Source organism: Azospira sp. I13 (assembly GCF_003112695.1).
Taxonomy (GTDB): domain Bacteria; phylum Pseudomonadota; class Gammaproteobacteria; order Burkholderiales; family Rhodocyclaceae; genus Azospira.
This window is the reverse complement of sequence record NZ_BFBP01000002.1, coordinates 64,578-90,599: the sequence shown is the minus strand read 5'-3', so window position 1 is coordinate 90,599 and position 26,022 is coordinate 64,578. Positions and strand designations below refer to the sequence as shown.

Sequence of the window (26,022 nt, the reverse complement as noted above, 5' to 3'; positions counted from 1 at the left end):
GTAAGCGGCGATGAGCGACGATTCCTCCCGCCCCATAGTCATCAAGCGCGTCAAGAAGGTGGTCGGCGGCCACCATGGCGGCGCCTGGAAATTGGCTTATGCGGACTTCGTGACGGCCATGATGGCCTTCTTCCTCCTGATGTGGCTGCTTGGCTCCACGGCCAAGGGTGATCTGGAGGGGATCGCCGAGTATTTCCAGAACCCCCTCAAGGTTTCCATGCAGGGGGGCTCCGGCTCCGGTGATGCCACCAGCGTCATCCAGGGGGGCGGCCTCGACCTGGCGCGGCAGAACGGCCAGGTACGCAAGGGCGAGGATGCGGCAAAGAACAGTGTGGCCAAAGCCAAGAAGGAAGAAGCCCGCGAGCGGGAACGGGTGATGCTCAAGGAGCTGAAGAAGCGCATCGAGGATGTGATCGACAGCAATCCGGCCATCAAACAGTTCAAAAATCAGTTGCTGCTCGATATCACCAGCGAAGGGTTGCGCATCCAGATCGTCGATGAGCAGAATCGTCCCATGTTCGATTTGGCCGGTGACCAGCTCAAGCCCTATACCAAGGAAATCCTGCGGGAAATCGGCAAGGTGCTGAACGAGGTGCCCAACCGGCTAACTCTCTCCGGGCATACCGATGCCGCCCAGTTCGCCTCCGGCTCCCGGGGTTTTTCCAACTGGGAGCTGTCTGCCAACCGGGCCAATTCTTCGCGGCGTGAACTGATCGCAGCCGGCATGGACGAGCACAAGGTGTTGCGGGTCGTCGGCATGTCTTCCACGGTGCTGTTCGACCGTAACGACCCGCTCAATCCGGTCAACCGTCGCATCAGTATCGTGGTGCTCAACAAGGATACGGAAGAGTCCTTCCTGCAGGAGGCCGGGCCCGATGTCGAGGTGAGTCAGGATGCCCTGCCTGCCTCCGATACCCTGACGCCGGCCAAGGCGCCGCCAGGCCGACCCGGCCAGTAAGATTCTGCAGCTTCAGCCTGACAAACAACTACGACAAGGGGAACGGGTGCGATGAACGGATGGGCCAAACTGGGCGGCTTCGGATTAGTCTGGGTGCTGCTTGTTGCTGCCTGCATGGCGGCCATTGACGGGAGCTTGCGAGGCACGGTGTTTTCCGTCGGTGTGGCGCTGATTGCCGCCGGCTGGATTGTTCTCTCCTTGCTCATCAAGGCACCGGCTGCCACCGATGGCGCCTTTCGCCAGACCTCGCTGGAAGGGGAGGGCGGACGCCTGCTGGCCGATACTGGCAGCATGGTGCTGCAGGCCAACGAGGAATTCCGCATCCAGTTCGAGCAGACCCGGGCGGATGTGGTGCGGACTCAGCAGATTTTCTCCGATGCCATCGGCACCCTGATCCAGAGCTTTACCGAAATGAGCTTGCAGGCCAAGCGCCAGCAGGAACTCGGCACGGGCATCATCAGTAACCAATCCAGTGATTCCGGTGCCACGGATTTCGCGGCCTTTGCCCATCAGACTTCCGAAACCCTCCATGCCTTCGTGGACAGCGTGGTGGCCAATTCCAAGCTGGCCATGGAGCTGGTGGAAATGACCGACAAGATGTCGGAGCAGATGAAGCGCATCACCGGCATGCTCGGCGAAATCGAAGGCATCTCCAAGCAGACCAATCTCCTAGCGCTCAATGCCGCCATTGAGGCGGCCCGGGCCGGTGAGGCAGGGCGCGGCTTTGCCGTGGTGGCCGACGAAGTGCGTGACCTGTCCGGGCGCACCAGCCATTTCAGCCAGCAGATTCGCGGTCAACTGGGGACCATGCAGCAATCCATCGAAGCCACCGAGGCTGCCATCAACAAGATGGCGGCCCAGGACATGACCTTCGCCCTGAAGTCCAAGCAGAGCGTCGAGGTGGCCATGGGCAACATCGAAGCACTGAACCAGCAGACCAGCCTGACCATTGATGAACTCAACCACATTTCCGAGCGCATGGAGCAGAGCGTCAGCCAGGCGGTGGTTTCCCTGCAGTTCCAGGATATGGTGACCCAGCTGCTGGCACACGTGAGCTTACGCATCGAAGCCCTGCAATCCGTCTTCGAGGACATGGGGGCTGTCGCCGCCGTGGCCCGGGATGGTGCCGATGGCCTTTCCCCGGGCCAGGCCCAGCAGCTGCAACAACTGCTGTTCCAGGCCCGCGAACGCCTGGATGGGCTCAAGCAGCGCACCCAAAACAACCCGGTAAGCCAGGAAAGCTTCAATACCGGCGAAATCGAACTCTTCTGACGAACCCTTCTGAATTCCGGAGGCGAACTTATGCCCAAAACCGTACTTGCTGTTGATGACTCCGCTTCCATCCGTCAGATGGTGAGCTTTACCCTGAAAAGCGCCGGCTATGAAGTCATTGAAGCCGTGGATGGCATGGATGGCCTGGAAAAGGCCAAGAGCCGCAGCGTCAATCTGATCCTCACCGACCAGAACATGCCCCGCATGGATGGCCTGACCCTGATCCGTTCCCTGCGTGCCCTGCCCCAGTATCGCACCACTCCCATTCTCATGCTCACCACTGAATCTTCTGATGCCATGAAGTCCCAGGGCCGCGCCGCCGGGGCCACTGGCTGGCTGGTCAAGCCCTTTGACCCGCAGAAACTCGTGGAAGTCGTGAAAAAGGTGATCGGCTGATTGCCCGGCCTCTCACGGCCCCTGTGCAGCCCTTGTCTATGAGGCGAACATGGCAATCGACATGAGCCAGTTCTACCAGGTGTTCTTCGAGGAATCGGCGGAACACCTGGCAGAAATGGAATCCCTGCTGCTCGCGCTGGATGTGGCTGCCCCGGAGGATGAAGACCTCAATGCCATTTTCCGGGCGGCCCACTCCATCAAGGGGTCTTCCGGTACCTTTGGTTTTACCGACCTGACGGAAGTCACCCACGTCCTGGAAACCCTACTGGACCGCCTGCGCAAGCATGAGATTCCCCTGCAGGCTGAAATGGTGGATGCCTTCCTTGAGGCGGGAGACCTGCTGAAGTCCCTCCTGGCAGCCCATCAGGGAGGCGAGCCAGTGGCCCCGGAAGCTTCCGAGGCCGTTTGCCAGCGCCTGCGGCAGTTGACTCAGGATGACAGCGGTGCCGCATCGCCGGCAGCATTGCCAACGGCTTCGGCGACTACTGTAGCGGCGGCATCGACCCCGGTCGGAGTGCCTGCCGAGCCCGGTAGCCATTGCTGGGATATTGAATTCCTGCCCACGGACGCCGCCCTGGCCGCGCCCGAAACCCTGGAAAACTGTCTGGAAGATCTGGGCCGCCTGGGGGCACTTGAAATCCTGGCCCGCCCCGTTGCCGGTCAGCCCGGCCTGTGGCACCTGCGCCTAAGCGGCACGGTGGAGCGCCAGGCTCTGGTGGATTCCCTGGATTTCATCGCCGATAGCGACGCCTGCCGCATCAGCGACAGCCCCGTTGCAGCAGCTGCCGGTAATGAGGCTTTTGGCCTGTTTGATGATGCGCCGGGCACCCCCGACGATGTGCGGGGCTACGGTTTCTTCGAAGATTTGCCGGAAGTTCCCCCTGCGGCTGCCGTGGCAGAAGAAGGGGAGGGCTATGGCTTTTTTGAACCACTGCCCGGTACCACGGCTGCAGGCGAGGCAGTATCTGCCCCATCTGCGGATATCGCCGAGGAAGGTGACGGCTATGGATTCTTCGCCCCCTTGTCCGATGTCGCTCCCGCTCCCGTCGTTGCTCGGGAGGTAGGGGAAGAAGGGGAGGGATACGGTTTCTTCGTACCATTGCCTCTGGCTGCGGATGCCGCCGATGTCGCCGAGGCAGCGCCGGTCAGCTCCCCCGAAACGCCGATGGTTGCCGAGGAGGGCGATGGTTATGGCTTCTTTGCGCCCCTGCCCGACGTTGTCGCAGCCCCTGCCGATGCCGCCCCCGTCTCCCTGGCCGCCATCCCGGTCTCCGCTCCTGCGCTTGCTCCGGCACCCGTCAATGAAGCATCGCCTCCTGCCGTTGCCCCCGCCGCCGAGCGGCGCAGTGAGCCCAAGGCCAAGCCGGCAGCGGTGGCCGCCGGGGATAGCTCGATCCGGGTCGGTGTGGAGAAAGTGGACCAACTCATCAACCTGGTGGGCGAACTGGTCATCACCCAGGCCATGCTGCTGGCGACTGCCCAGCAGATGCAGGAAGCGGCACCGGAGCGCCTGCTCAACGGCCTGACCCAGCTGGAACGCAACAGCCGTGACCTGCAGGAAGCGGTCATGTCCATCCGCATGTTGCCCATTTCCTTCGTCTTCTCCCGCTTCCCCCGGGTGGTCCGGGACCTTTCCGGCAAGCTGGGAAAGCAGGTGGAGCTGAAAATGAGCGGCGAAACCACGGAGCTGGACAAGGGGCTGATCGAAAAGATCACCGACCCCCTGACCCACCTCATCCGTAACAGCCTGGACCACGGCATCGAATCGCCGGAGAAGCGCATCGCTGCGGGCAAGCCGCCGGGTGGCACCATCACCCTCAAGGCCGCCCACCAGGGCGGCAACATCGTCATTGAAGTGGGGGATGACGGCGCGGGCCTGAATCGACAGAAAATCCTCTCCAAGGCGCGGGAGCGCGGCTTGGCCGCCTCTGACCAGATGAGCGACCAGGATGTCTGGGCGCTGATCTTCGAGCCCGGCTTTTCCACCGCCGACCAGGTGACGGACGTTTCCGGCCGTGGCGTCGGCATGGACGTGGTCCGCCGCAACATCCAGGCCCTGGGTGGCCGCATCGAAATCGAATCCATGACCGGCATCGGCACCCGCATGACCGTGCGGCTGCCCCTGACCCTGGCCATTCTCGATGGCATGAGCGTTTCGGTGGGGGAAGAGATTTACATCATTCCCCTTTCTTATGTGGTGGAATCCCTGCAGCCCAAACCCAGCGACATCAAGACCGTTTCCCACCAGGGGCGGGTCATCCAGGTGCGGGGTGAATACCTCCCGGTGGTGGTGCTGCATGAGGTTTTTGACGCAGAGCCGAAGGTTCGTGAGTTCCACGAAGGCATCATGGTGGTGCTCAACTCCGACGGGGCCAAGGCCGCCCTGTTTGTCGATGCCCTGGTGGGCCAGCACCAGGTGGTGATCAAGAGTCTGGAACAGAATTACCGCAAGGTGCGCGGCGTTTCCGGCGCCACCATCATGGGGGACGGACGGGTCGCCCTGATCCTGGATACTTCGGCCCTGGTTTCCATGGCCAAGGGCCAGGTGGCCGACGAGCCGGTCTGAGCGAAGGAGCGAGACATTGGAAAATTACAGCAGCAACGCCGTGGTCGCTGACGAAGACCAGGTGCCCAGTGAATTCCTGACCTTCACCCTGGGTCAGGAAGAGTACGCCATCGATATCCTCAAGGTGCAGGAGATCCGTGGTTACGACATGGTGACGCGGATCGCCAATGCGCCGGAGTTCATCAAGGGCGTCATCAACCTGCGGGGCCTCATCGTGCCCATCGTGGACCTGCGCATCAAGTTCAAGCAGCCCAAGGTGGAATACACCCCTTTCACTGTGGTCATCATCCTCAACGTGATGAGCCGGGTCGTCGGCATCGTGGTGGATAGTGTCTCCGATGTCATCGCCCTGACGCCGCCACAGATTCGCCCGGCACCGGATTTTTCCGCCAGCTTCGATACCCGTTTCATTCTCGGCCTGGCTTCGGTGGAGGGGCGCATGTTGATCGTCACCGACATCGAGCAACTGATGAGCACCCGGGACATGGAACTGATGGACGACGTGGCATCCCAGGGCTGATCAGCCGCCCGGGCGGTACCCGACACAGCAAAACGACAGCGAATAAAGATAGCGAATAGCCGGCCCCACAGGGTGCCGGATCTGACGGAGAGAGCAACATGCGCACCAATCTGCCGGTCACCAACGTGGAAGTGCCCCTGCGGGACGACACCCTGATCGTCTCCAAGACCGATCTCAAGGGCCAGATCACCTACATCAACCGGGACTTCATCGAGATCAGCGGCTTCTCCGAAGCGGAGTTGATCGGTGAGCCCCATAACATCGTTCGCCATCCGGACATGCCGCCCCAGGCCTACAGCGACATGTGGTCCCACCTCAAGGCCGGGCGGCCATGGACCGGCCTGGTCAAGAACCGCTGCAAGAATGGTGACCATTATTGGGTCGAGGCCAACGCCACCCCTATCCGGGAAGGCGATACCGTGGTCGGCTACATGTCGGTGCGCCGCAAGCCTACCCGGGAGCAGGTGGAGGCCGCCGAATCGGCGTATCGCCTGTTCCGCGAGAACCGCGCCGGCAGCCTGCGCATCCTCTGCGGCAAGGTCGTGCGCGGCGGCCCCAGCCTGGGCGCCCGTTTCGCCAATCAATCCCTGGCTACCCGCCTGGGCCTGGGCTTCGGCCTGGCCGTGCTGTTTGCCGTGGTGGTCGGTGTGCTGGGCCTGCGGGCCCTGGAAACCACCAACCAGAGCCTGGAGCAGGCTTTCACTGAGCGGCTGCAGCCCGTTCAGGGCCTGGCTCGTATCGGGAAGCTGGTAGCGGATAACCGGGCCCAGATTCTCCTTGGCCTGCAGCACGAACCCGGTACGGCCCATGCCGCCACCCACGAGCACCCGGTCACCGTGCACACGGACATCATCGCGAAGAACCGGGAAGAACTGACCGCCATCTGGCAGCGTTATCAGGCCGGCATCCGGGGTGATGACCACATCCGTCTCTCCGATGCTTATTTCAGTGCCCGCAAGCGCTACGTGGATGAAGGCATCAATCCGGCCCGCCAGGCCCTGGTGGACGGCAATTTTTCCGAGGCTCAGCGCATCCTCACGGAAAAGATCAACCCGCTTTACGACGAGGTTTCAGCCAAGACCGACGCCCTGTACCAGTTCCACGCCGACGCCGCCCGCAAGGATGCCCAGGCCGCCGACGAACTGAAGAACTCGACGACTGCCACCATCATTGGCGCCATCGTTCTCGTCATCGTCCTGCTGCTGGTTATCGCCTGGAAGCTGGTAGGCGGCATTCTGCGCTCCCTGGCCGATGCCCAGAGCGCCTTTAACGCCGTCAGCCAGGGGCGTTACGACCATCAGGTGGATATCACCCGTGACGACGAGATGGGGCGCCTGCTGCAAGGCATCCAGTCCATGCAGATCAAGCTGGGCTTCGATGTGGCCGAGGCCCAGCGTGTTGCCAATGAAAACCTGCGCATCAAGATCGGTCTCGACAACGTGGCCACTAATGTCATGGTGGCGGACGACCAGCTCAACATCATCTACCTGAACAAGGCGGTACAGGATATGTTCCGCCGGGTGGAAGACGATATCCGCCGTGACCTGCCCGACTTCCGGGCCGACCAGTTGCTGGGTGCCAATATCGACGTCTTCCACAAGAATCCGGCCCACCAGCGGAACATGCTGTCCCGCTTGACCGGTACCCACCGGGCGACGGTGCACCTGGGGGGGCGTACCTTCTCCCTCACCGTGACCCCGGTGGTGAACGAGCGGGGTATCCGCCTGGGTTCTGCCGTGGAGTGGCTGGATCGTACCGCCGAGGTGGCGGTGGAGGCCGAAGTGGCGGACATCGTCAATGGCGCCGCCAATGGCGACTTCACCCGCCGGCTGGTGATAGAAGGCAAGGACGGTTTCTTCCGCCAGCTTTCCGAAGGCATCAACCGTTTGCTGGAAACCAGCCAGCACGGGCTGGACGACGTGGCCCGCATGCTCAATGCGATGTCCCAGGGCGACCTGACCTCCCGTATCGAAGCCGACTATGCCGGTACCTTCGGCCAGTTGAAGAATGATGCCAACAGCACCGCTGAACAGCTGAAGGAGATCGTTGAACGCATCAAGGGCGCCACGGACGCCATCAGTACGGCTTCCCAGGAAATCGCCTCCGGCAACACGGACCTCTCCTCCCGCACCGAAGAGCAGGCTTCCAGCCTGGAGGAAACCGCTTCCTCCATGGAGCAGTTGACCAGCACCGTGAAGCAGAACGCCGACAACGCCCGTACCGCCAACGAGCTGGCCAGCGGCGCCCAGCAGGTGGCCGTTAAGGGCGGTGAAGTGGTGGAGCAGGTGGTGCAGACCATGGGTGCCATCCATCACTCCTCCAGCAAGATTGCCGACATCATTGGTGTCATTGACGGCATCGCCTTCCAGACCAATATCCTGGCCCTCAATGCCGCTGTGGAAGCCGCCCGGGCCGGTGAACAGGGCCGCGGTTTTGCCGTGGTGGCCACCGAAGTGCGCAACCTGGCCCAACGCAGTGCTGCGGCCGCCAAGGAAATCAAGGCCCTCATCTCCGACTCCGTGGAGAAGGTGGAGAACGGCTCCAAGCTGGTGGATTCCGCCGGCCGCACCATGGAAGAAGTGGTGACCTCCATCAAGCGGGTGGCCAAGATCATGGCCGACATCGCCGAGGCCAGCCGCGAACAGTCTGCCGGTATCGAACAGGTGGGCCTGGCCGTGAGCCAGATGGACGAGGTCACCCAGCAGAACGCCGCCCTGGTGGAAGAGGCCGCTGCCGCAGCCGAAAGCCTGGAAGAACAGGCCCGGGGCCTCAAGGAGGCGGTATCCGTTTTCCGTCTTGGTGACGAGGGTGGCGGTCATTTCCGTACCGTTGCCGCCCCCCAGGCACTGCCCCATGTTCAGGAAGAAGTCCGGGTTCCCACTCCCCGTTTCGGCGGCAAGCCGGCGACCAAACTGCCGGCTTCCCTGGATGACGAGTGGGAAGAGTTCTAAGGCCTTCCTTTCCATTTACCGCCTTCCCCGGCAAGCTTGCCGGGGAGCGTTCTAATCCGGGAAAGCGTTCCCCATGACCGAACTCAAGTCCTCCCTGTTCAAGTCTCCCGCCGTCGCCTCGCCGACGATGCGGGAGTTCACCTTCACCAGCGCCGATTTCGAGCGGGTGCGCAAGCTCATTTACCAGCATGCCGGCATCTCCCTCTCCCCGGTCAAGCAGGATATGGTCTATTCCCGCCTGGCCCGGCGCCTACGGGCTACCGGCATCAAGACCTTCAGTGAGTACTTGGACCGGCTGGAAAAAAACCGGGATGCCCAGGAGTGGGAACGCTTCGTCAATTCCCTGACCACCAATCTCACCTCCTTTTTCCGGGAGCCTCATCATTTCCCCATCCTGGCGGATTTCCTGAAGAAGCACGCGGCCAAGCGCCCCCTGAAAATCTGGTGTTGTGCCGCTTCCACCGGCGAGGAGCCTTACTCCATCGCCATCACGGTGCAGGAAGCCCTGGGTAATGCCGCCAGCAATGTTTCCATCATCGCCTCGGATCTGGACACCAACGTGTTGTCCACGGCTGACAAGGGTGTCTACGGCCTGGATCGGGTGGAAAAGATGGCGCCGGATCAGGTCAAGCGCTTCTTCCTGCGGGGCACTGGTTCCCAGGAGGGTTACGTCTGCGTGCGGCCCGAGCTGCGCCGGATGATTACCTTCCAGCGGGTCAATCTGCTCGACCCCACCTGGCCGGTGCGGGGGCCGGTGGATGTGATCTTCTGCCGTAACGTGATGATCTATTTCGATAAGCCGACCCAGTACAAGATTCTTTCCCGATTTGCACCCATGCTGCATCCGGAGGGCTTGATGTTTGCCGGCCATTCGGAAAGTTTCCTGCACGCAGCCGACCTGTTCCGCTCCCTCGGGAAGACCGTCTATGAACTGGCGAGAAAACCGGGATAGTCTGGCTGCGGCGGCTGATGGTGCCGACTACGTCGAGCATCTGGCGGTCAACCGCTATTTCGACCGCAATTTCGAGCGGGCGGCGGCCAAGATACTGCCCGGGGAATATTACGTCTCCCGGGAAGACATGCTGCTCGTCACCGTGCTCGGCTCCTGCGTTGCCGCCTGCATCCGGGACGGGGACTCCGGTATCGGCGGTATGAACCATTTCATGCTGCCGGACATGGGGGGGGACGGGATGATCAGCAGTTCCGCGCGCTACGGTACCTACGCCATGGAAGTGCTGATCAACCACCTGCTCAAGCTCGGTGCCCGCCGTGGCCGTCTGGAGGCCAAGGTTTTTGGCGGCGGCGCAGTCCTGGCCAGTCTTTCTTCCACCCAGGTGGGCGCGCGCAATGCCGAATTCGTCCTCAATTTTCTGAAGACGGAAAAGATTCCCGTGGTGGCCAAGGACCTGCTCGATTCCTATCCCCGCAAGGTTTACTACTTTCCCCATACCGGCAAGGTCCTGGTGAAGAAGCTCCACCGGGTCCATAACGACACCCTGTTCACCCGCGAAAAGGAATACCAGTCCCGTCTGGGACAAGCGAAGGTGGAAGGCGATATCGAGCTCTTTACCTGATTTTCGGCCCAACCATGACTATCCGCGTTCTTGTAATCGACGATTCGGCGGTGATGAGGAAACTCCTCACCGAGTTCATCAATTCCCAGCCCGACCTGGAAGTGGTGGGGGCAGCCCCGGATGCCCCGATGGCCCGGGAAATGATCAAGACCCTCAATCCGGATGTGCTGACCCTGGATGTGGCCATGCCGAAGATGGATGGCCTGGAATTCCTCGAGCGGCTAATGCGCTTGCGGCCCATGCCGGTGGTCATGGTTTCTTCCTTTACCGAGGCCGGTTCCGAGACGACCCTCAAGGCCCTGGAACTGGGGGCAGTGGATTTCATCGGCAAGCCCCGCATGGAGCCCGGCCACTCCTTGGAGGATTACGCCCACGAGCTGGCGGACAAGATTCGCGCCGCCAAGGCCGCCCGCCTGCGGCGGCCGCCGGCTGCCTCTGGGAGCGCCCTGCCGGCTCCGCCAGCCCTGCGCGGTAGCGCCTCCAACAAGATCATGTTTGTGGGGGCGTCCACCGGTGGTACCGAGGCGCTCAAGCACTTCCTGCTGGGCATGCCTGCGGATTGCCCGCCGATCCTCATCGTCCAGCACATGCCGGAGACGTTTACCGCCTCCTTCGCCAAGCGCCTGGATAGTCTGTGCGCTCCCCGGGTGATCGAATCCCGGGGCAATGAAAAGGTGGAGCCGGGGACGGTCTACGTGGCCCCCGGGCATTCCCACATGCAGATTCGCAAGACTGCCAGTGGCTTTGTCACGGAACTGCTGCAGACTCCCCCTGTGAACCGTCACCGTCCGGCGGTGGATGTGCTGTTCCACTCGGCTGCGCAACTGGTGGGGCGTAATGCCGTCGGCGTTATCCTCACCGGTATGGGCAAGGATGGTGCCGTGGGCTTGCTGGCCATGCGTCAGGCCGGCGCCCATACCTACGGTCAGGATGAGGCCAGCTGCGTGGTGTATGGTATGCCCCGGGAGGCGGCCATCATCGGTGCGGTGGAGGAGGTGGTGCCTCTGGACGATATGTCGCGCCGGGTGCTTGCCGGATTGGGCCGTTAGTAGCGGCCGCCGGGGGGAGGGTACTACCTCCGGCCTGATGAAACATGATTGCTGGTTGGCAATAAAAAAACGGGAGTGTTATGCAAACCAAGGTTGAGCAGGAAAATGGCAAGGTAGTGGTCAAGCTCTCCGGCCGCTTCGATTTCAATTCGCACCGTGAATTCCGGGCCGCCTACGAGGAGTTGTTGGGCCGGGCTGATACCCGGGAATTCGTGGTGGATCTGGGGGGGGTCGATTACCTGGACAGTTCCGCCTTGGGCATGCTGTTGTTGCTGCGGGATAAGGTCGGAGCCGAGAACAAGAGCGTTTCCCTGGCCAACTGTAAAGGCAATGTGCGCCAGGTGCTGGATATCGCCAACTTCGGTAAGTTGTTCAAAATTTCCTGACCGACCCATGATGGAGCGAGGGGGGCTGACCATACTCCTGGTGGAGGATGATCCACTCGATGGCGACCTGTCGCGCATCGAGCTGGAGCATTTTGGCCACCGCGTCACCCTGGTGCCCAGCGGTGAAATGGCCTTGGAGTTGTATCCCGAGGTGCTGCCGGACTTGGTAGTGACCGACCTGCGCCTTCCTGGCATGGATGGCTGCGAATTGACCCGGGCGCTTAAGGCCCAGTGCCACCCTCATTGGCTCCCCGTGCTGTTCCTCAGCGGGCTGCAAGCCGAAAAACCCCTGGTGGAGGCCTACCAGGCCGGCGCTGACGACTTCATCGCCAAGCCGGTGAGTCGCCCGGTGCTGGGGGCTAAGCTGCAGTCCTTCCAGCGCCGCATTCTCCTGCAACGCCAGGCCCTGGCACGGGAGAAGCTCCTGCAGCGCTACCGGGACCAGGCTGAAGAAGAAAAGGGCGTCGCCCAGCATCTGATGCACCGCTTGGTGAATGCGGAATTGCTCGGCGATCTGGCGGTCAGCCACTGGATGCGGCCGGCAGAAACCTACAGTGGCGACCTGATCGCTGCTGCCCGTACCCCGGGGGGCGTTCTCCATGTACTGCTGGCCGATGCCACCGGTCACGGGCTGGCCGCTTCCCTGGCCGTCATGCCGGTGACCCAGCCTTTTTACCGGATGACGGAAAAAGGTTTCGGCCTGGATACCATTGCACGGGAAATGAATCGCAAGGTACGGGAATTGTTGCCGACCGGGCGTTTCGTTGCCGCCACCCTGGCTTCCATCGATTCCAGTACCGGCTCCATCCAGGTATGGAATGGCGGCAATCCGCCGCCCCTGCTGATCTCGAGCCGCGACCAGTTGGTGGATCAGGTGTTTGGTGCCACCCACCTGCCGTTGGGGATTCTGGAGGATGAAGCCTTTGATGCGGCGCCGGAAACCCATTTCATCCAGGGGCCGCACCAGCTTGTGATCTATTCGGATGGCGTGGTGGAGGCCGAGAATGCTGACGGGGTCGCCTTTGGTCAGGAGCGCCTGCGTAGCAGCCTGCTCGGCCACGAGCGGGAAAGCCGACTATCCAGCGTTGTCAGCCAGCTCGACCAGCACCTGGGCGACCAGCCGGCTAGGGATGACCTGTCACTCCTTCTGGTGCATTGCTATCACCAGACACCCCGGGCGCCGAGAATTGCCCAGAATGTTTCCCGGGCCCTGCGCAACACCGGCAATTGGCAGGTGGCCATGACCTTGTCCGCTGAAGAGCTGCGAGCCATGGACCCTGTGCCCATGCTCATGGGAGTCATTAACCAGTTCAATTACGGCCGGGTGCATAGCAGCCAAGTATTCCTGATTCTCTCGGAGCTGTTCAACAATGCGCTGGACCATGGAATCCTGCGGCTGGATTCGAGTCTGAAGTGCATGAGTGATGGTTTCGAGCGCTACCTGGAGGAGCGCCAGCGCCGTCTTGCCCAATTGCAGGAGGGGTGCCTGGAGGTGGGGGTAGAGCAGCTGAGTGAGGGCGGTAATGTTCGCCTGCGCATCCGGGTCAAGGATTCCGGTCCCGGCTTCCCCTTTCAGGAGTTGCTGGATTACCTTGTCGCTACCCGCGCAGGCAGTCGCGTAAGCGATTGTTCCTCTGGGGCACCGCACGGCAGGGGAATTCAACTGGTTTCTTCCCTGTGCAGCGATTTGCGCTTCTGCGGCGCGGGTAATGAGGTGATCGCGTATTATGACGCCATCGAATCCGGTTTGGCCGGCGATGGCCAATAAGCTGTCTGAACAAGACACTAGGGAAAACCCTGGGACGGAGACAAAAATCGTGCTTCACGACAAATCCCGTTTAAGCTGACGTATACGCCCTTTCCGCAAGGCGGGACGGGGTTCGCGCGGGTGTGCCCGTGCCCTGCCCGCCGTTCCGCCCGTAAGGTTTTCGATGTATTCTTAGGTTTAGCGCTGTCTTGACGTTAAAAATAACGGCTTTAGCCCCGGAATGACCCATCGCAACTCGGGATTTCCGTGAAATATGCCCTTAAAAAACAATCGTTCCCGCATTTCGAGGGGTAGTGGTCATGTCTGAACTGCTCAAAAGTATTGATGCCCGCACCAAGCTTGCTGGTACCAACAAGCTGGAAATTTTAATGTTTACGCTGGGAACCGATGCGCGCAACGGCCGGCGGGAGACTTTCGGCATCAATGTCTTCAAGGTGCGGGAGGTCATGCGTACGCCGCCCATTACGGCGGCCCCCGAGATGCCTGCCGCTGTTGAAGGCATGGTGAGCCTGCGCGGCGCTCTGGTTCCGGTGGTGGATCTGGCCAAGTATGCCGGCGTGCAGACCGAAACCCCCCGGGACATCATGATCGTCACGGAGTACAACGGCCATACTCAGGGCTTCCTGGTCGAGGCTGTGGATACCATCCTGCGCCTGGACTGGGGCATGATGCGGGTTCCGCCCGAAATGCTGGTGGCCCAGATGGGGGGGCTGGTTACCGCGGTGACCGAACTGGGCGATGGCCGTCTGGTCATGATGATGGATGTGGAAAAGGTACTGTCGGAAACCACCAAGTACGATGACGAGTTCATGTACCGGAGCATCGTTCCCATCGACAAGCCGGAATGTACGGTCTTCTTTGCCGATGATTCCGTGGTGGCCCGCAAGCAGATCGAACGTACACTCCAGGCCATGAACGTCAAGTACGTGGCCTCCATCAATGGCCGCCAGGCCTGGGACGAGCTTGAAAAAGTGGCTGCCTACGCCTCCTCCTTGGGCAAGCCTGTTTCCAGTTTTGTCAGCCTGGTGCTGACCGATATTGAAATGCCGGAAATGGATGGCTATATCCTGACCAAGAAGGTCAAGAGCGATCCCCGTTTCGCCGGCATTCCCGTCATCATGCATTCCTCCCTGTCGGGGATGTCCAATCAGAAGCTCGGCCTTTCCGTCGGCGTCGACGAGTACGTGCCGAAGTTCGAGCCGCAAAAGCTGTCCGAAACCCTGGCTCGGCGCATGGGTGCCACCCTGCCTGCGGCCGCTGAAGCCTGATTCTCCACGGAGCGACCATCATGGATATGTCGGAAAAGAAAAACCTCCTGGAAAGCGTGGATGCGCGCACTCGCCTGGCAGGCTCGAACAAGATGGAAATCCTGCTGTTTTCCCTGGGGACCCGGGAGACCTTCGGGATAAACGTCTTTAAGGTGCGGGAAGTCGGGCGTACTCCCCATATCACCAAGACCCCCAACATGCCGCGCGGTGTGGAAGGATTGATTTCCCTGCGAGGCAACGTCATTCCCGTCCTTTCCCTAGCTTCCTTCCTGGAGCTGGACAATCCGCCCTCGGGGCTCGGCAAGACCATGATGGTGGCCGAGTACTCCAAGCGCACCCTGGGATTCCTGGTGCATGAGGTGGATCGCATCATCCGGGTAGACTGGGAGCGGGTAAAGGCACCGGAAACTGTACTGGCGGCGAATCAAGGGCTGATTACTGCGGTGATCGAGTTGGAGGGTGGCCATCTGGTTTCCATTCTCGACGTCGAGCAAATCCTGGCCAATGCCTTTGGCGAGGCCGTGATCATCGATATCGCCCCGGCCCGGGTGGAGGAGGAGGTCAGCATCTTCTTCGTTGATGATTCCATCGTCGCCCGCAAGAAGATTTCCGAGGTCCTGGACAAGTTGGGGGTCAAGCACAAGCATGCCACCAATGGCATGGAGGCCTGGACCCGGCTGCAGGCCATTGCAGCGCACGCCCAGCAGATGGGCAAGAGCCTGCGCGATGAAATCCGCCTGATCCTGGTGGATGCTGAAATGCCGGAAATGGACGGCTATGTCCTGACCAAGAATGTCAAGGGAGATCCCCGTTTCGATGGCGTGCCCGTCGTCATGCACTCTTCCCTGTCTTCCGAAGCAAACCGTGCCATGGGCAAGGCAGTTGGGGTGGATTCCTATGTGGCCAAGTTCGATGCCGAAGTCTTGGCCGACACCTTGCGCCCCCTGGTCGAACGATAAGAATCAACGGAGTGAAGCATGCCTGATCCCAAAATGAAATTCCTGGTGGTGGACGATTTCTCCACCATGCGGCGCATCGTCCGCAACCTGCTCAAGGAACTGGGGTTTACCAACGTGGACGAGGCCGAAGACGGTGCCATCGCCCTGCAGAAGCTGCAAGGGGGCGGCTTCGACTTCGTGGTGTCCGACTGGAACATGCCTAACATGGATGGCCTGACTCTGCTGCAGACTATCCGTGCCACCCCGAATCTCAAGCATTTGCCGGTCCTGATGATTACCGCAGAAGCAAAAAAGGAAAACATCATTGCCGCAGCCCAGGCGGGCGCCAGCGGCTATATCGTCAAGCCGTTTACCGCCGCTGTCCTGGCCGAAAAGCTCCAGAAGATTTTCGAGAAGATGGGGGGCTGAGCCATGAGCGATGCCAATCTGACCGGCGACAATGCCGACCTGGAGGCCCTATTTGACAGCATTGCCTCTAGCCAGACGGCTCCCGCCGCTCCTGCCCCGGCATCCACGCCGGTAGCTGAGTCGGCTCCAGCGGCCTCCGTCACCGGAGACAGCGATGATTTGCAGGCCCTCTTCGACAGTGTTGCGTCTACTGCCGCCGCTGCCCCATCTCCTCAGGCGAGTGCCGTGGAGGTGCTGGAGGTCGAGGAAGATGGTGCTACCGAGCAAGAGCGTGTTTTCAAGCGGATCGGCCATATGGCCCGACAGCTCCACGATACCCTGCACCAGCTGGGCTACGACAAGCTGTTAGAAAAGACGGTTCATGCCATTCCTGATGCGACGGATCGTCTGGCCTATGTGGCCAACCTGACCGAGCAGGCGGCTTGCCGGGTGCTCAATGCCACCGATATCGCCAAGCCGCTGCAGGATGAGCTTGAAACCAGTTCCCGTGCCCTGGGCGAACGCTGGGATCGGCTCTATGCCAACCAGATGTCCGTGGCAGATTTCAAGGTGTTGGCCGGGGAGACGCGGGCTTTCCTGAAGGATACGGTGCCCCAGAAGTCCGTCGCCACCAATGACCAGTTGCTCGAAATCATGATGGCCCAGGATTTCCAGGACCTGACCGGGCAGGTCATTAAGAAAGTCGTTACTCTGGCGCAGGATCTGGAAAACCAATTGGTTCAGGTTCTGGTGGATGTCATTCCCGATGCCCGCCGCAACGACAACGTCAACAGCCTCCTCAATGGCCCGGTCATCAGCAGTGAAGGCCGCACCGATGTGGTGGTGAATCAGCAGCAGGTCGATGACCTGCTGGACAGCCTCGGCTTCTAAGGAGCAACGCCATGAGCGACTTCGCCGGAATGGAAGACCTGCTACAGGATTTTCTGCAGGAGGCCAGTGACCTCCTGTCCGATGTGGATAACAAGTTGGTGGACCTGGAAAAGGCCCCGGATGACCGGGGACTGTTGAATGACATTTTCCGCGGCTTCCATACCATCAAGGGGGGCGCCGGCTTCCTTAACGCGACGGAGCTGGTGACTCTCTGCCATCTCACGGAAAATCTCTTTGACCGCCTGCGTAATGCCGAGATGCAGCTGACGCCGGAGCTGATGGACATCATCATGGCCGCCACCAAGGGTGTGCGCGACATGTTCGGTGAGTTGTCCGGAGGGGTGCAGCCCCGTCCGGCTCCCGACGAGATTCTTGCTTCCCTGCGTCATGTATTGGATGGCGAGGCCGTTGCTCACGTGCCGGCTGCTGCTCCCCTGGTGGCGGAGGTTGTCGCAGCTCAGGCGCCTGTTGCAGGGGCTCCGGGTGAGCCCGACTGGGTGGCCCTGCATGCCGCAGTGACGGGCGCCGAGGTGCCGCCGGCTCAGGCTGTTGCAGCGGAGGTTGTTGCGGTAGCTGAGGCTGTGGTCCCTGCGCCGGCCCATTTCCCGCCGTCCGGCCGTCGCGTCGCCGACAAGCCCGGTACCAGTAGCGCGCCGGCTGGTCGCCGGGTGGAGGAGCGGGCAGCGGTGCGTGAAAACACCATTCGGGTCGATACGGCCCGACTCGACCAAGTATTGAACCTTTCCGGCGAAATCGGCCTGACCAAAAACCGGCTGACCAGCCTGCGGGCCGATATCCTGGCCGGCAAAAACGACGCCGATACCCTTCATGCCCTGGATCAGGCCGTGAGCCAGCTCGACTTGCTGGTGTCCGACCTGCAGAACTCGGTCATGAAGACCCGTATGCAGCCTATTGGCCGCCTGTTCCAGAAATACCCCCGGATTGCCCGGGACCTGGCTCGCCAGCTCGGCAAGGATGTGGAACTGGTGCTGGCCGGTGAGGAAACTGAGGTGGACAAGACCATGATCGAAGATCTGGCCGACCCCCTCATTCACCTTATTCGCAATGCCGTTGACCACGGTGTCGAGCCATCTGCCGATCGTGCTGCCGTGGGCAAGCCGATCAAGTCCATGGTCCGCCTGGAGGCCCGCCAGGAAGGCGATCACATCGTGTTGATCGTCGCCGACGATGGTCGAGGCATGAGTGCCGAGCGCATTCGTGCCAAGGCCATCGAGAAGGGGCTGATCTCCGAGGAAGAGGCCAATACCCTGGATGAGCGCCAGAGTCTGAACCTCATCTTCCTCCCCGGTTTCTCCACCAAGGCCCAGATTTCCGACGTTTCCGGGCGTGGCGTGGGCATGGATGTGGTCAAGACCAATATCCAGAAGCTTAACGGTGCCATCGAGATTCGTTCCGAACCGGGTAAGGGCTCCGTCTTCATCATTTCCCTACCCCTGACACTGGCTATTCTGCCGGTGTTGCTGGTGCTGCTGGGCGATCAACCCTTTGCGCTCCCCCTTTCCATGGTCAGGGAAATTCTGCCGATCGAGAAGGACAAGCTGCAGGAAGTCGGGGGTAAGGAAACCCTGGTGGTTCGCGGCGAGATTCTCCCTGTCATCTCCCTGGCTCGTTTGCTGGGCTGGCCTCAGGAGCGGGACCCCGAGTACGGGGTGTTGATGCAAACCGCTGAGCGCAGCTTCATTCTCTCAGTGGATAGCTTCGCTGGAAGGGATGATGCGGTGATCAAGTCTCTGGATGACTTCCGTCCCCGGGGTGTGGCGGGTGTCACTACCCTGTCCAATGGTCAGATTGTGCTGATTCTGGACATGAAGGAGTTGCTTTCCGACCTTGGTCAGCATTTGGACATGGGTGGCGGCGCCCGGGCGCTGGAGTTTGCCTAAATCGTGTAAAAGTCCTTAGCAGTCAACGGACTAAGAGGGGGCTTTGGTCCCCTCTTGCTCGTTTACTGGGCGGCAAAACTTGCCGAATCGCCAAAAATAGGCGGCAAAAATCTGAGACTGTTCACAAAAAAAATCGCTTACCTCTTTAATTATTTTGATTTTTTCCTATAATGGCCGTAATCCATCTGGATGCCGGTCATGGCGGAAGAAAGCGATCTCGAGAAAACAGAAGCGCCAACTGGTAGGCGCATTGAACAGGCCCGTGAAGAGGGTCAGGTCCCCCATTCCCGCGAATTGGGGACTTTTCTCGTTTTGATCGTCTCTGCTGCAACCGTTTGGTTCCTCGGTGGCTGGTTCAGCCTGCGTCTGGCTGAAGTCTTCCGGAAAGGTCTGGTGTGGGATCGGCGTCTAGTGGATGAGCCTGAGGCGGCCCTGACCCGCTTCTCCAGTCTGTCCTGGGATGCTGTGGTGGCCTTCTGGCCCCTGATTCTGGCTTTGGTGCTGGCTGCCCTGGCCTCGCCCTTTCTGCTGAATGCCTGGAATTTTGCTCCCAAGGCATTCACCCCCGATCTGAATCGCCTCAATCCCCTGAATGGCATCAAGCGTATCGTCTCCTGGAATGGCCTGGCCGAAATGCTGAAGGCCGTCGCCAAGGCCGGTCTCATCGGTGGTGTGGCCTTCTGGGTGATCTGGCGCGAGCAGGATCAGCTATTTCAATTGCTGTCCCTGCCGCTGGAATCCGGCCTGGCCATGGCCGGGGACATGATTTCCTGGAGCTTCTTGCTCATCGTTGGTGCCATGTTCCTGATTGTGGCGGCTGATGTGCCCTTCCAGCTCTGGCAGTACTACGACAAGTTGAAAATGACCAAGGAAGAGGTCAAACAGGAACACAAGGAAATGGAAGGGAGTCCCGAGGTCAAGGGACGGATTCGCCGCCTGCAGCGGGAGGCTGCCCAGCGCCGCATGATGAGCGCCGTGCCCAAGGCCGATGTGATCGTGACCAACCCGACCCACTTTGCCGTGGCGCTGGCCTACAGCGCCGGCATGCGGGCACCGAAAGTCGTCGCCAAGGGCGTCGATGTGGTGGCCCTGCGTATTCGTGAGATTGGCGCCGAACATGGTGTGCCGCTGCTGGAAGCGCCTCCCCTGGCCCGCGCCCTATATCGTTTTGCCGAGCTGGAGGATGAAATTCCCGGTGCGCTGTATAACGCGGTGGCTGAGGTCCTGGCTTACGTTTATCAGCTCAACCGCTACCGGGAAGCCGGAGGTAGCTATCCGGTGCCGCCCCGGGATTTGCCCATTCCCGACGACATGATGGTGGAGGCGGCCAATGGCTAGTAATACGGCAGCTACCTTGAACGGTCTCCTTGGGCGTCTGAACCCGCGCCAGCTGGCCGGTCCCGTCCTGATCCTGATGATCCTGGCGATGATGGTCCTGCCGTTGCCAGCATTCGTCCTCGACGTCTTCTTCACCTTCAATATCGCCCTTTCCATTATCGTTCTGCTGGTGGCGATCTATACCCTGAAACCCCTGGATTTCTCGGTCTTTCCCACCATCCTGCTGGTCACGACCCTGCTGCGCCTTTCCCTCAACGTGGCGTCCACCCGGGTGGTGCTGCTGCACGGCCATACCGGCCCTGATGCGGCGGGCAAAGTAATTGAAGCGTTTGGTCACTTTCTGGTAGGCGGCAACACCGCCGTCGGTATCGTGGTCTTCCTGATCCTGGTGATCATCAACTTCATGGTGATTACCAAGGGCGCCGGTCGCGTGGCAGAAGTGGCGGCCCGTTTCACCCTGGATGCCATGCCCGGCAAACAGATGGCCATCGATGCCGATCTCAATGCCGGTCTGATTGGTGAAGACGAGGCTCGTCGCCGTCGGGGCGAGGTGTCATCCGAGGCCGATTTCTACGGTTCCATGGATGGTGCGTCGAAATTCGTGCGGGGCGATGCCATGGCCGGCATCGTCATCATGCTCATCAACGTCATCGGCGGCCTCATTGTCGGTGTCCTGCAACACAATATGGATGTGGGTGCTGCGGCCAAAAACTACACCCTGCTGACTATCGGTGACGGCTTGGTTGCCCAGATTCCCGCCCTGATCATTTCCATCGCTGCCGGCATGGTGGTGACCCGGGTTGGTGACGATCAGGACATCAGCACCCAGTTTCTTTCCCAGATGTTCGCTAACCCCCGGGTGATGTGGATTACCGCCTCCATCCTCGGCATCATGGGCCTCATTCCGGGGATGCCCAACTTTGTCTTCATCTTCCTCGCCCTGCTCCTCGGTGGTCTGGGCTACCTTATCTCCCAGCGGGCAGAACGGGCGCAGGCAGCGCCGGTGCCGGTGCAGGCACCGCCCGCGCCAGAAAACATGGAAGCCAGCTGGAACGACGTGGCTCCGCTGGATGTACTGGGTCTGGAAGTGGGCTATCGCCTGATCCCCCTGGTGGACAAGACCCAGGACGGCGAATTGCTCCGCCGCATTCGTGGCATCCGCAAGAAATTCGCCCAGGATGTTGGTTTCCTGGTCCCGCCGGTGCACATTCGCGACAACCTGGAACTACGTCCCAATGCCTACCGCATCTTGCTGAAGGGGGTGGAAGTGGGCGGTGGCGAAGCCTTTCCTGGCCAATTCCTGGCGATCAACCCAGGGCGAGTGGCCGGCACGGTGGCTGGTACTCCGACGACGGATCCCGCCTTTGGACTGCCGGCCGTGTGGATCGAGTCGGCCCTGCGGGAGCAGGCCCAATCCTACGGCTATACCGTGGTGGATGCATCCACTGTGGTGGCTACCCACCTCAATCACCTCATCCTTTCCCACGCCGCCGAGCTGCTTGGCCGTCAGGAAGTGCAGCAGTTGCTGGACCATCTGGCCAAGGAAATGCCGAAGCTGGCGGAAGATCTGGTGCCGAAGGTCATTCCGCTGGGAACGCTGCAGAAGGTGCTGCAGAACCTGCTGGAGGAAGGGGTGCATATCCGCGACATGCGCACCATCATCGAATCGTTGGCCGAGCACGCCCCCCGTGGGCAGGATCCGGAGGTGCTGACCTCCGCCGTTCGTGTTGCCCTGGGTCGGGGCATCATCCAGCAGCTTTACCCGGGAACGGCCGAAATGCAGGTCATGTCCCTCGATCCACAGCTCGAACGCATCCTCGTCCAGGCCGTGGCCGGTGCTGGAGAGGGCAGCATGGAGCCTGGTCTGGCCGACACTCTGATGCGTGAAACGGCTGCTGCCGCCCAGCGCCAGGAAGAGTTGGGCCTGCCGGCTGTCCTGCTTGTGCCTGCCAGTATTCGCAGTCTTCTTTCCCGCTTCCTGCGGCGTACCGTGAGCCAGCTCAAGGTCATCGCCCACAGCGAAGTTCCTGAATCCAAAATAATTAAAGTCACCTCGCTCATCGGGGGCAGATCATGAACGTCAAAAAATTCATTGCCGCCAACGCCCGGGACGCCCTGCGCAAAGTCAAGGAAACCCTGGGTCCCGACGCCATCATCCTATCCAACCGCGGTGTGCCTGGTGGTGTGGAAATCATGGCGGTCGCATCCCGGGACATGGCCATGATCGTACCCGGCCCGTCCCGCGACGAAGTGGCGGTGGAAGACTATAAGGTTAGCCTGTCCGGCATGCCGCGCCGTGAGCCGGCTACGGTCTCTCGACCCGCCCCGGCCCCCAGGGCTGCGGAGATGCCTGCCGTCTCACCGGCCTCCGCTCCCCGTAACCATGCGGCAGCGCCGTCCGTCCAGCCTGCTCCTGCCGTGACCCGTCCCACTCCCCGTCCGGCCCCCCGGGCTGAAGCCCCTGCCCGCCAAGCCACTGGCAGGGCCTCAAGGGAAGAGGAAGAAATTCCCGCCGCCGTGATGATGGAAGAAATCCGGGCCTTGCGTAAAATCGTCGAGCAGCACATGGCGGGCTTTGCCTGGGGCGAGACCGCCCGCATGGCACCGGTGAAGACCGAGATGCTGCGTTCCATGCTGGATGCCGGCTTCTCACCTCGGTTTTCCCGCGAGCTGTTGGCCGAACTGCCCCCGGAACTGGATGCCTCCCAGGCCCAGGCCTGGATCAAGGGGGCGGCAGATCGTTCCTTGCTGACCATTGGCAACGATAACGACATCATCGACCGGGGGGGCGTCTACGCCTTGGTCGGCCCTACCGGTGTCGGCAAGACCACCACTACCGCCAAACTGGCTGCCCGTTGCGTGGTGCGGCATGGTGCCGACAAACTGGCCCTGGTGACCACCGATGGCTACCGGATCGGCGCCCATGAGCAACTCCGTATCTACGGCCGGATTCTCGGTGTTTCCGTCCATCTGGTGCGGGATGTGGCCGACCTGCGCAGCACCCTGGATGAGCTTTCCCACAAGCACATGGTACTCATCGATACCATGGGTATGAGCCAGAAAGACCGTCTGGTAGCCGAGCAGATTTCCATGCTGATGGGGGCCAACGGCCACGTTCGCCGCCTGCTCTGCCTGGCCGCCACCAGTCGTGGCGACACCCTGGATGATGTGATCGAAGCCTATCAGGGCGAAGACCTGGATGGTTGCATCCTCACCAAGGTGGATGAGGCTGCCAGCCTGGCTACGCCCCTGGACGCCATCATGCGCCACGGTCTGAAACTGCACTACGTTTCCAACGGCCAGCGAGTGCCGGAGGACCTGCATCTACCCAACCGGGCCTACCTGCTGCACCGGGCCTTCAAGGATTTGCCTGAAAGCTCTCCTCATCGCTACGACGGCGTCGAACCGGCCCTGATGATGGCGAGTGCCGGTCTGGCGACCGGAACCTACGGAGGCCGCCGTGGCTGAATTCCGGGGTGACCAGGCGGCCGGCCTGCGGCGCCTGTTCGGGCGCGCCCAGTTGCGGGTGGTGACCTTCGCTGCCGGCTGTGAAGGGGTTGGCAAGAGTGGTGCGGTCGCCAATCTGGCGGCGGCATTGGCACGCCAGGGCAAGGAAGTCCTGATTCTTGACGAAAATGTTGGGGACGATGACCAGGCCAGCCTGTTCGGGGTGCCGGCCCGCCACGATCTGGCTCATGTGGTGAATCGGGAAAAGCATCTCGACCAGGTTCTGGTTTCCGCCATGCCTGGTGTGCGCCTGCTGCCGGCTGCCCGGGCCGTGAAGAAACTTTCCCGCCTCAACCTGTCCCAGCAACAGGCGCTCATTGAAGGCCTGGGTGAGATGGAGCAGCCGGCCGATGTGATCCTGGTAGATACGGCAGTGGATCACCAGCTCGGGTTTTCTCCCCTCGGTCTGGCGGCTCAGGAGACCGTGGTGGTGCTTTCTGCCACAGGATCGGCCATCACCGAAGCCTATGCCCTGATCAAGAAAATGAGCCTCGGATATGCCCGGCGGGATTTCCGTATCCTGGTTAACAAGGTAAAGCACCCGGCGGACGCTGAAGCGATTTTCGACAATATTGCCCAGGTGGCGGCCCAACGTCTCCATGTGCAGCTGGATTACGTTGGCTGCATTCCCCAGGACGAAGCGCTGAAGCAGGCGGCCCGGCTTTCCCAGCCGGTAGTCAGTGCCTTCCCCGACGCCCCTTCGGCGAGGGCCCTGCGGGGGTTGGCATCCGACATGCTGCATTGGCCTCAGTCCGGTACGGAAGGGGGCGGACTCGAACAATTCGTGCAACAGCTGCTACACTTGAGCCAACGCATTACGCCGAGTCCTATCCACGCTGGATAGCTTTATCGCCCATATGTACAACGCCGCTGGTCAGCTAGACAAGGGACAGCTCGTCCAGCGTTTTACCCCGCTCGTCAAGCGTATCGCCTACCACCTCATGGCCCGGCTCCCCGCCAGTGTCCAGGTGGAGGATCTGGTCCAGAACGGCATGATTGGCCTGCTTGATGCCATGGATCGTTTCGAGATGGGGCACGGCGCTCAGTTCGAGACTTATGCCGCCCAACGTATACGCGGTGCCATGCTGGATGGCCTGCGGGAAAACGACTGGCTGCCCCGGGGCTTGCGTCGCGACCTGCGTCGCATTGAGCAGACGATTACCCAACTGGAGCAAGAGCATGGTCGGGTTCCATCGGAGCGCGAGCTGGCCGATGCCCTGGGAATGTCCCTGGCCGATTACCAGAAAATGCTCGGAGAAGCCCGCGGCCACCAGCTGCTGTATTTCGAGGATTTCACTGAGGATGGTGAGGAGGGCTTTCTCGAGCGCCATCTCACTGATCACGAAGCCGACCCACTGCATCACCTGGAAGCCCAGAATCTCCGAGAAGTCCTCGTTGCCGGCATCAATGACTTGCCGGAACGGGAAAAGTTGATGATGGCGTTGTACTATGAGCAGGATTTGAACCTTCGGGAAATCGGCGAAGTTATGGGCGTCACCGAATCCCGCGTCTGCCAGTTGCATAGCCAGGCCGTTGCCAGGTTGCGAGCCAAGGTGCTGGGCGAGACTTCAGGAAAGAAGAAAAAACACCATGGATAGCATCAGCATTATTGGTTTGATCCTGGGGCTTGGCGCCATCATCGGCGGCCAGGTGCTGGAAGGTGGTCATATTGGCTCCCTGGTCCAGCCCACTGCCGCCATGATCGTTGTGGGGGGCACCTTGGGGGCGGTCATGCTGCAAAGTCCCGCCCCCACCTTTGTGCGGGCCTTCAAGATGCTCAAGTGGGTGTGGATTCCCCCGGTGGTGAATCACGCCCGAATGATCAACAACATTTCTGAATGGAGCCATGTTTCCCGCCGGGAAGGCCTCCTGGCCCTGGAAGGCTTCATTGCCCAGATCCGCGACCCGTTTATCCAGAAAGGCTTGCAGTTGCTGGTGGACGGGGCTGAGCCGGAGCGTCTGCGGGAGGTGCTGGAAGTGGAAATCGGCACCTATGAGGAGGAACTCAAGGCCGGTGCGAAATTCTGGGAATCTGCCGGCGGTTTTTCACCCACCATCGGCATTCTTGGGGCGGTGATGGGCCTCATCCACGTGATGGAAAATCTCTCTGATCCGTCCAAGCTTGGTGCCGGCATTGCCGTTGCCTTCGTTGCCACCATCTACGGTGTGGGTCTGGCCAACCTGGTGTACATCCCCATGGCGGGCAAACTCAAGGCCCATATCGGCCGTCTGGTGGTTATTCGCGAAATGCTGGTGGATGGCCTGGTGGGTATCGCCAACGGCGATAATCCCCGCATTATCGAAAGTCGCCTGCAGGGCTATGTGAGCTGA

The 26,022-nt window shown here is 61.0% G+C and carries 22 protein-coding genes; all 22 read left to right on the top strand.

The features are described 5' to 3' along the window. Window positions 1–10: 10 nt before the first annotated feature. The 22 genes from motB to AZSI13_RS00335 all read left to right on the top strand — a co-directional run bounded on the left by motB (window position 11) and on the right by AZSI13_RS00335 (window position 26,022). Window positions 11–958 carry a flagellar motor protein MotB gene (gene motB, locus AZSI13_RS00440; RefSeq protein ID WP_109039214.1) on the top strand — a complete coding sequence of 316 codons (948 nt, stop codon included), beginning with the start codon at window positions 11–13 and terminating at the stop codon, window positions 956–958. Window positions 959–1,009: 51 nt separating this feature from the next. Further along, complete coding sequence (locus AZSI13_RS18280) at window positions 1,010–2,230, top strand: methyl-accepting chemotaxis protein (protein WP_109039213.1); 1,221 nt, start codon at window positions 1,010–1,012, stop codon at window positions 2,228–2,230. A gap of 30 nt (window positions 2,231–2,260) precedes the next feature. Beyond that, on the top strand, window positions 2,261–2,626 hold the full coding sequence (locus tag AZSI13_RS00430; RefSeq protein ID WP_109039212.1) for a response regulator: 366 nt from the start codon (window positions 2,261–2,263) through the stop codon (window positions 2,624–2,626). Between the two features lie 49 nt (window positions 2,627–2,675). Beyond that, window positions 2,676–5,192: a chemotaxis protein CheW gene (locus AZSI13_RS00425; RefSeq protein WP_109039211.1), complete on the top strand. Its 2,517-nt coding sequence runs from the start codon at window positions 2,676–2,678 to the stop codon at window positions 5,190–5,192. Between the two features lie 16 nt (window positions 5,193–5,208). Beyond that, complete coding sequence (locus AZSI13_RS00420; RefSeq protein WP_109039210.1) at window positions 5,209–5,712, top strand: chemotaxis protein CheW; 504 nt, start codon at window positions 5,209–5,211, stop codon at window positions 5,710–5,712. Window positions 5,713–5,810: 98 nt separating this feature from the next. Then, window positions 5,811–8,663 (top strand): methyl-accepting chemotaxis protein, encoded by a 2,853-nt coding sequence (locus tag AZSI13_RS18340; protein WP_109039209.1) that lies wholly within the window; start codon window positions 5,811–5,813, stop codon window positions 8,661–8,663. Between the two features lie 73 nt (window positions 8,664–8,736). Continuing rightward, window positions 8,737–9,615, top strand: coding sequence for a CheR family methyltransferase (locus AZSI13_RS00410; RefSeq protein ID WP_109039208.1), 879 nt, complete (start codon window positions 8,737–8,739; stop codon window positions 9,613–9,615). Continuing rightward, entirely contained in the window at window positions 9,590–10,237 is a 648-nt protein-coding gene (gene cheD / locus AZSI13_RS00405; protein ID WP_109039207.1) for a chemoreceptor glutamine deamidase CheD, read from the top strand. The genes AZSI13_RS00410 and cheD overlap by 26 nt, the downstream gene beginning before the upstream one ends. A 14-nt stretch (window positions 10,238–10,251) precedes the next feature. Beyond that, on the top strand, window positions 10,252–11,286 hold the full coding sequence (locus AZSI13_RS00400) for a chemotaxis response regulator protein-glutamate methylesterase (RefSeq protein WP_109039206.1): 1,035 nt from the start codon (window positions 10,252–10,254) through the stop codon (window positions 11,284–11,286). A gap of 80 nt (window positions 11,287–11,366) precedes the next feature. Further along, the gene (locus tag AZSI13_RS00395) at window positions 11,367–11,672 is read left to right on the top strand and encodes an STAS domain-containing protein (RefSeq protein WP_109039205.1); all 306 of its coding nucleotides are present in this window, start codon (window positions 11,367–11,369) and stop codon (window positions 11,670–11,672) included. Between the two features lie 7 nt (window positions 11,673–11,679). Next, window positions 11,680–13,440 carry a SpoIIE family protein phosphatase gene (locus AZSI13_RS00390; protein WP_165833255.1) on the top strand — a complete coding sequence of 587 codons (1,761 nt, stop codon included), beginning with the start codon at window positions 11,680–11,682 and terminating at the stop codon, window positions 13,438–13,440. Window positions 13,441–13,739: 299 nt separating this feature from the next. Next, window positions 13,740–14,708 carry a chemotaxis protein gene (locus tag AZSI13_RS00385; protein ID WP_109039203.1) on the top strand — a complete coding sequence of 323 codons (969 nt, stop codon included), beginning with the start codon at window positions 13,740–13,742 and terminating at the stop codon, window positions 14,706–14,708. Window positions 14,709–14,728: 20 nt separating this feature from the next. Next, on the top strand, window positions 14,729–15,667 hold the full coding sequence (locus AZSI13_RS00380) for a chemotaxis protein (protein ID WP_109039202.1): 939 nt from the start codon (window positions 14,729–14,731) through the stop codon (window positions 15,665–15,667). An 18-nt stretch (window positions 15,668–15,685) separates the two neighbouring features. After that, window positions 15,686–16,075 carry a chemotaxis response regulator CheY gene (cheY, locus tag AZSI13_RS00375; RefSeq protein WP_109039201.1) on the top strand — a complete coding sequence of 130 codons (390 nt, stop codon included), beginning with the start codon at window positions 15,686–15,688 and terminating at the stop codon, window positions 16,073–16,075. A gap of 3 nt (window positions 16,076–16,078) precedes the next feature. Then, a complete protein-coding gene (cheZ, locus tag AZSI13_RS00370) occupies window positions 16,079–16,945 on the top strand; it encodes a protein phosphatase CheZ (protein ID WP_109039200.1) in 867 nt (288 codons plus the stop codon). Window positions 16,946–16,956: 11 nt separating this feature from the next. Then, window positions 16,957–18,846 (top strand): chemotaxis protein CheA, encoded by a 1,890-nt coding sequence (locus tag AZSI13_RS00365; protein WP_201262272.1) that lies wholly within the window; start codon window positions 16,957–16,959, stop codon window positions 18,844–18,846. Window positions 18,847–19,044: 198 nt separating this feature from the next. After that, window positions 19,045–20,184 carry a flagellar biosynthesis protein FlhB gene (gene flhB / locus AZSI13_RS00360; RefSeq protein ID WP_109039199.1) on the top strand — a complete coding sequence of 380 codons (1,140 nt, stop codon included), beginning with the start codon at window positions 19,045–19,047 and terminating at the stop codon, window positions 20,182–20,184. Next, on the top strand, window positions 20,177–22,261 hold the full coding sequence (gene flhA / locus AZSI13_RS00355) for a flagellar biosynthesis protein FlhA (RefSeq protein ID WP_109039198.1): 2,085 nt from the start codon (window positions 20,177–20,179) through the stop codon (window positions 22,259–22,261). The genes flhB and flhA overlap by 8 nt, the downstream gene beginning before the upstream one ends. After that, entirely contained in the window at window positions 22,258–23,652 is a 1,395-nt protein-coding gene (gene flhF / locus AZSI13_RS00350) for a flagellar biosynthesis protein FlhF (RefSeq protein WP_109039197.1), read from the top strand. The genes flhA and flhF overlap by 4 nt, the downstream gene beginning before the upstream one ends. Next, a complete protein-coding gene (locus AZSI13_RS00345) occupies window positions 23,645–24,535 on the top strand; it encodes an AAA family ATPase (protein WP_109039196.1) in 891 nt (296 codons plus the stop codon). The genes flhF and AZSI13_RS00345 overlap by 8 nt, the downstream gene beginning before the upstream one ends. Before the next feature lie 13 nt (window positions 24,536–24,548). Then, window positions 24,549–25,289, top strand: a complete 741-nt coding sequence (locus tag AZSI13_RS00340; RefSeq protein ID WP_109039195.1) for an RNA polymerase sigma factor FliA — start codon at window positions 24,549–24,551, stop codon at window positions 25,287–25,289. After that, window positions 25,282–26,022, top strand: coding sequence for a flagellar motor protein (locus AZSI13_RS00335; RefSeq protein ID WP_109039194.1), 741 nt, complete (start codon window positions 25,282–25,284; stop codon window positions 26,020–26,022). The genes AZSI13_RS00340 and AZSI13_RS00335 overlap by 8 nt, the downstream gene beginning before the upstream one ends.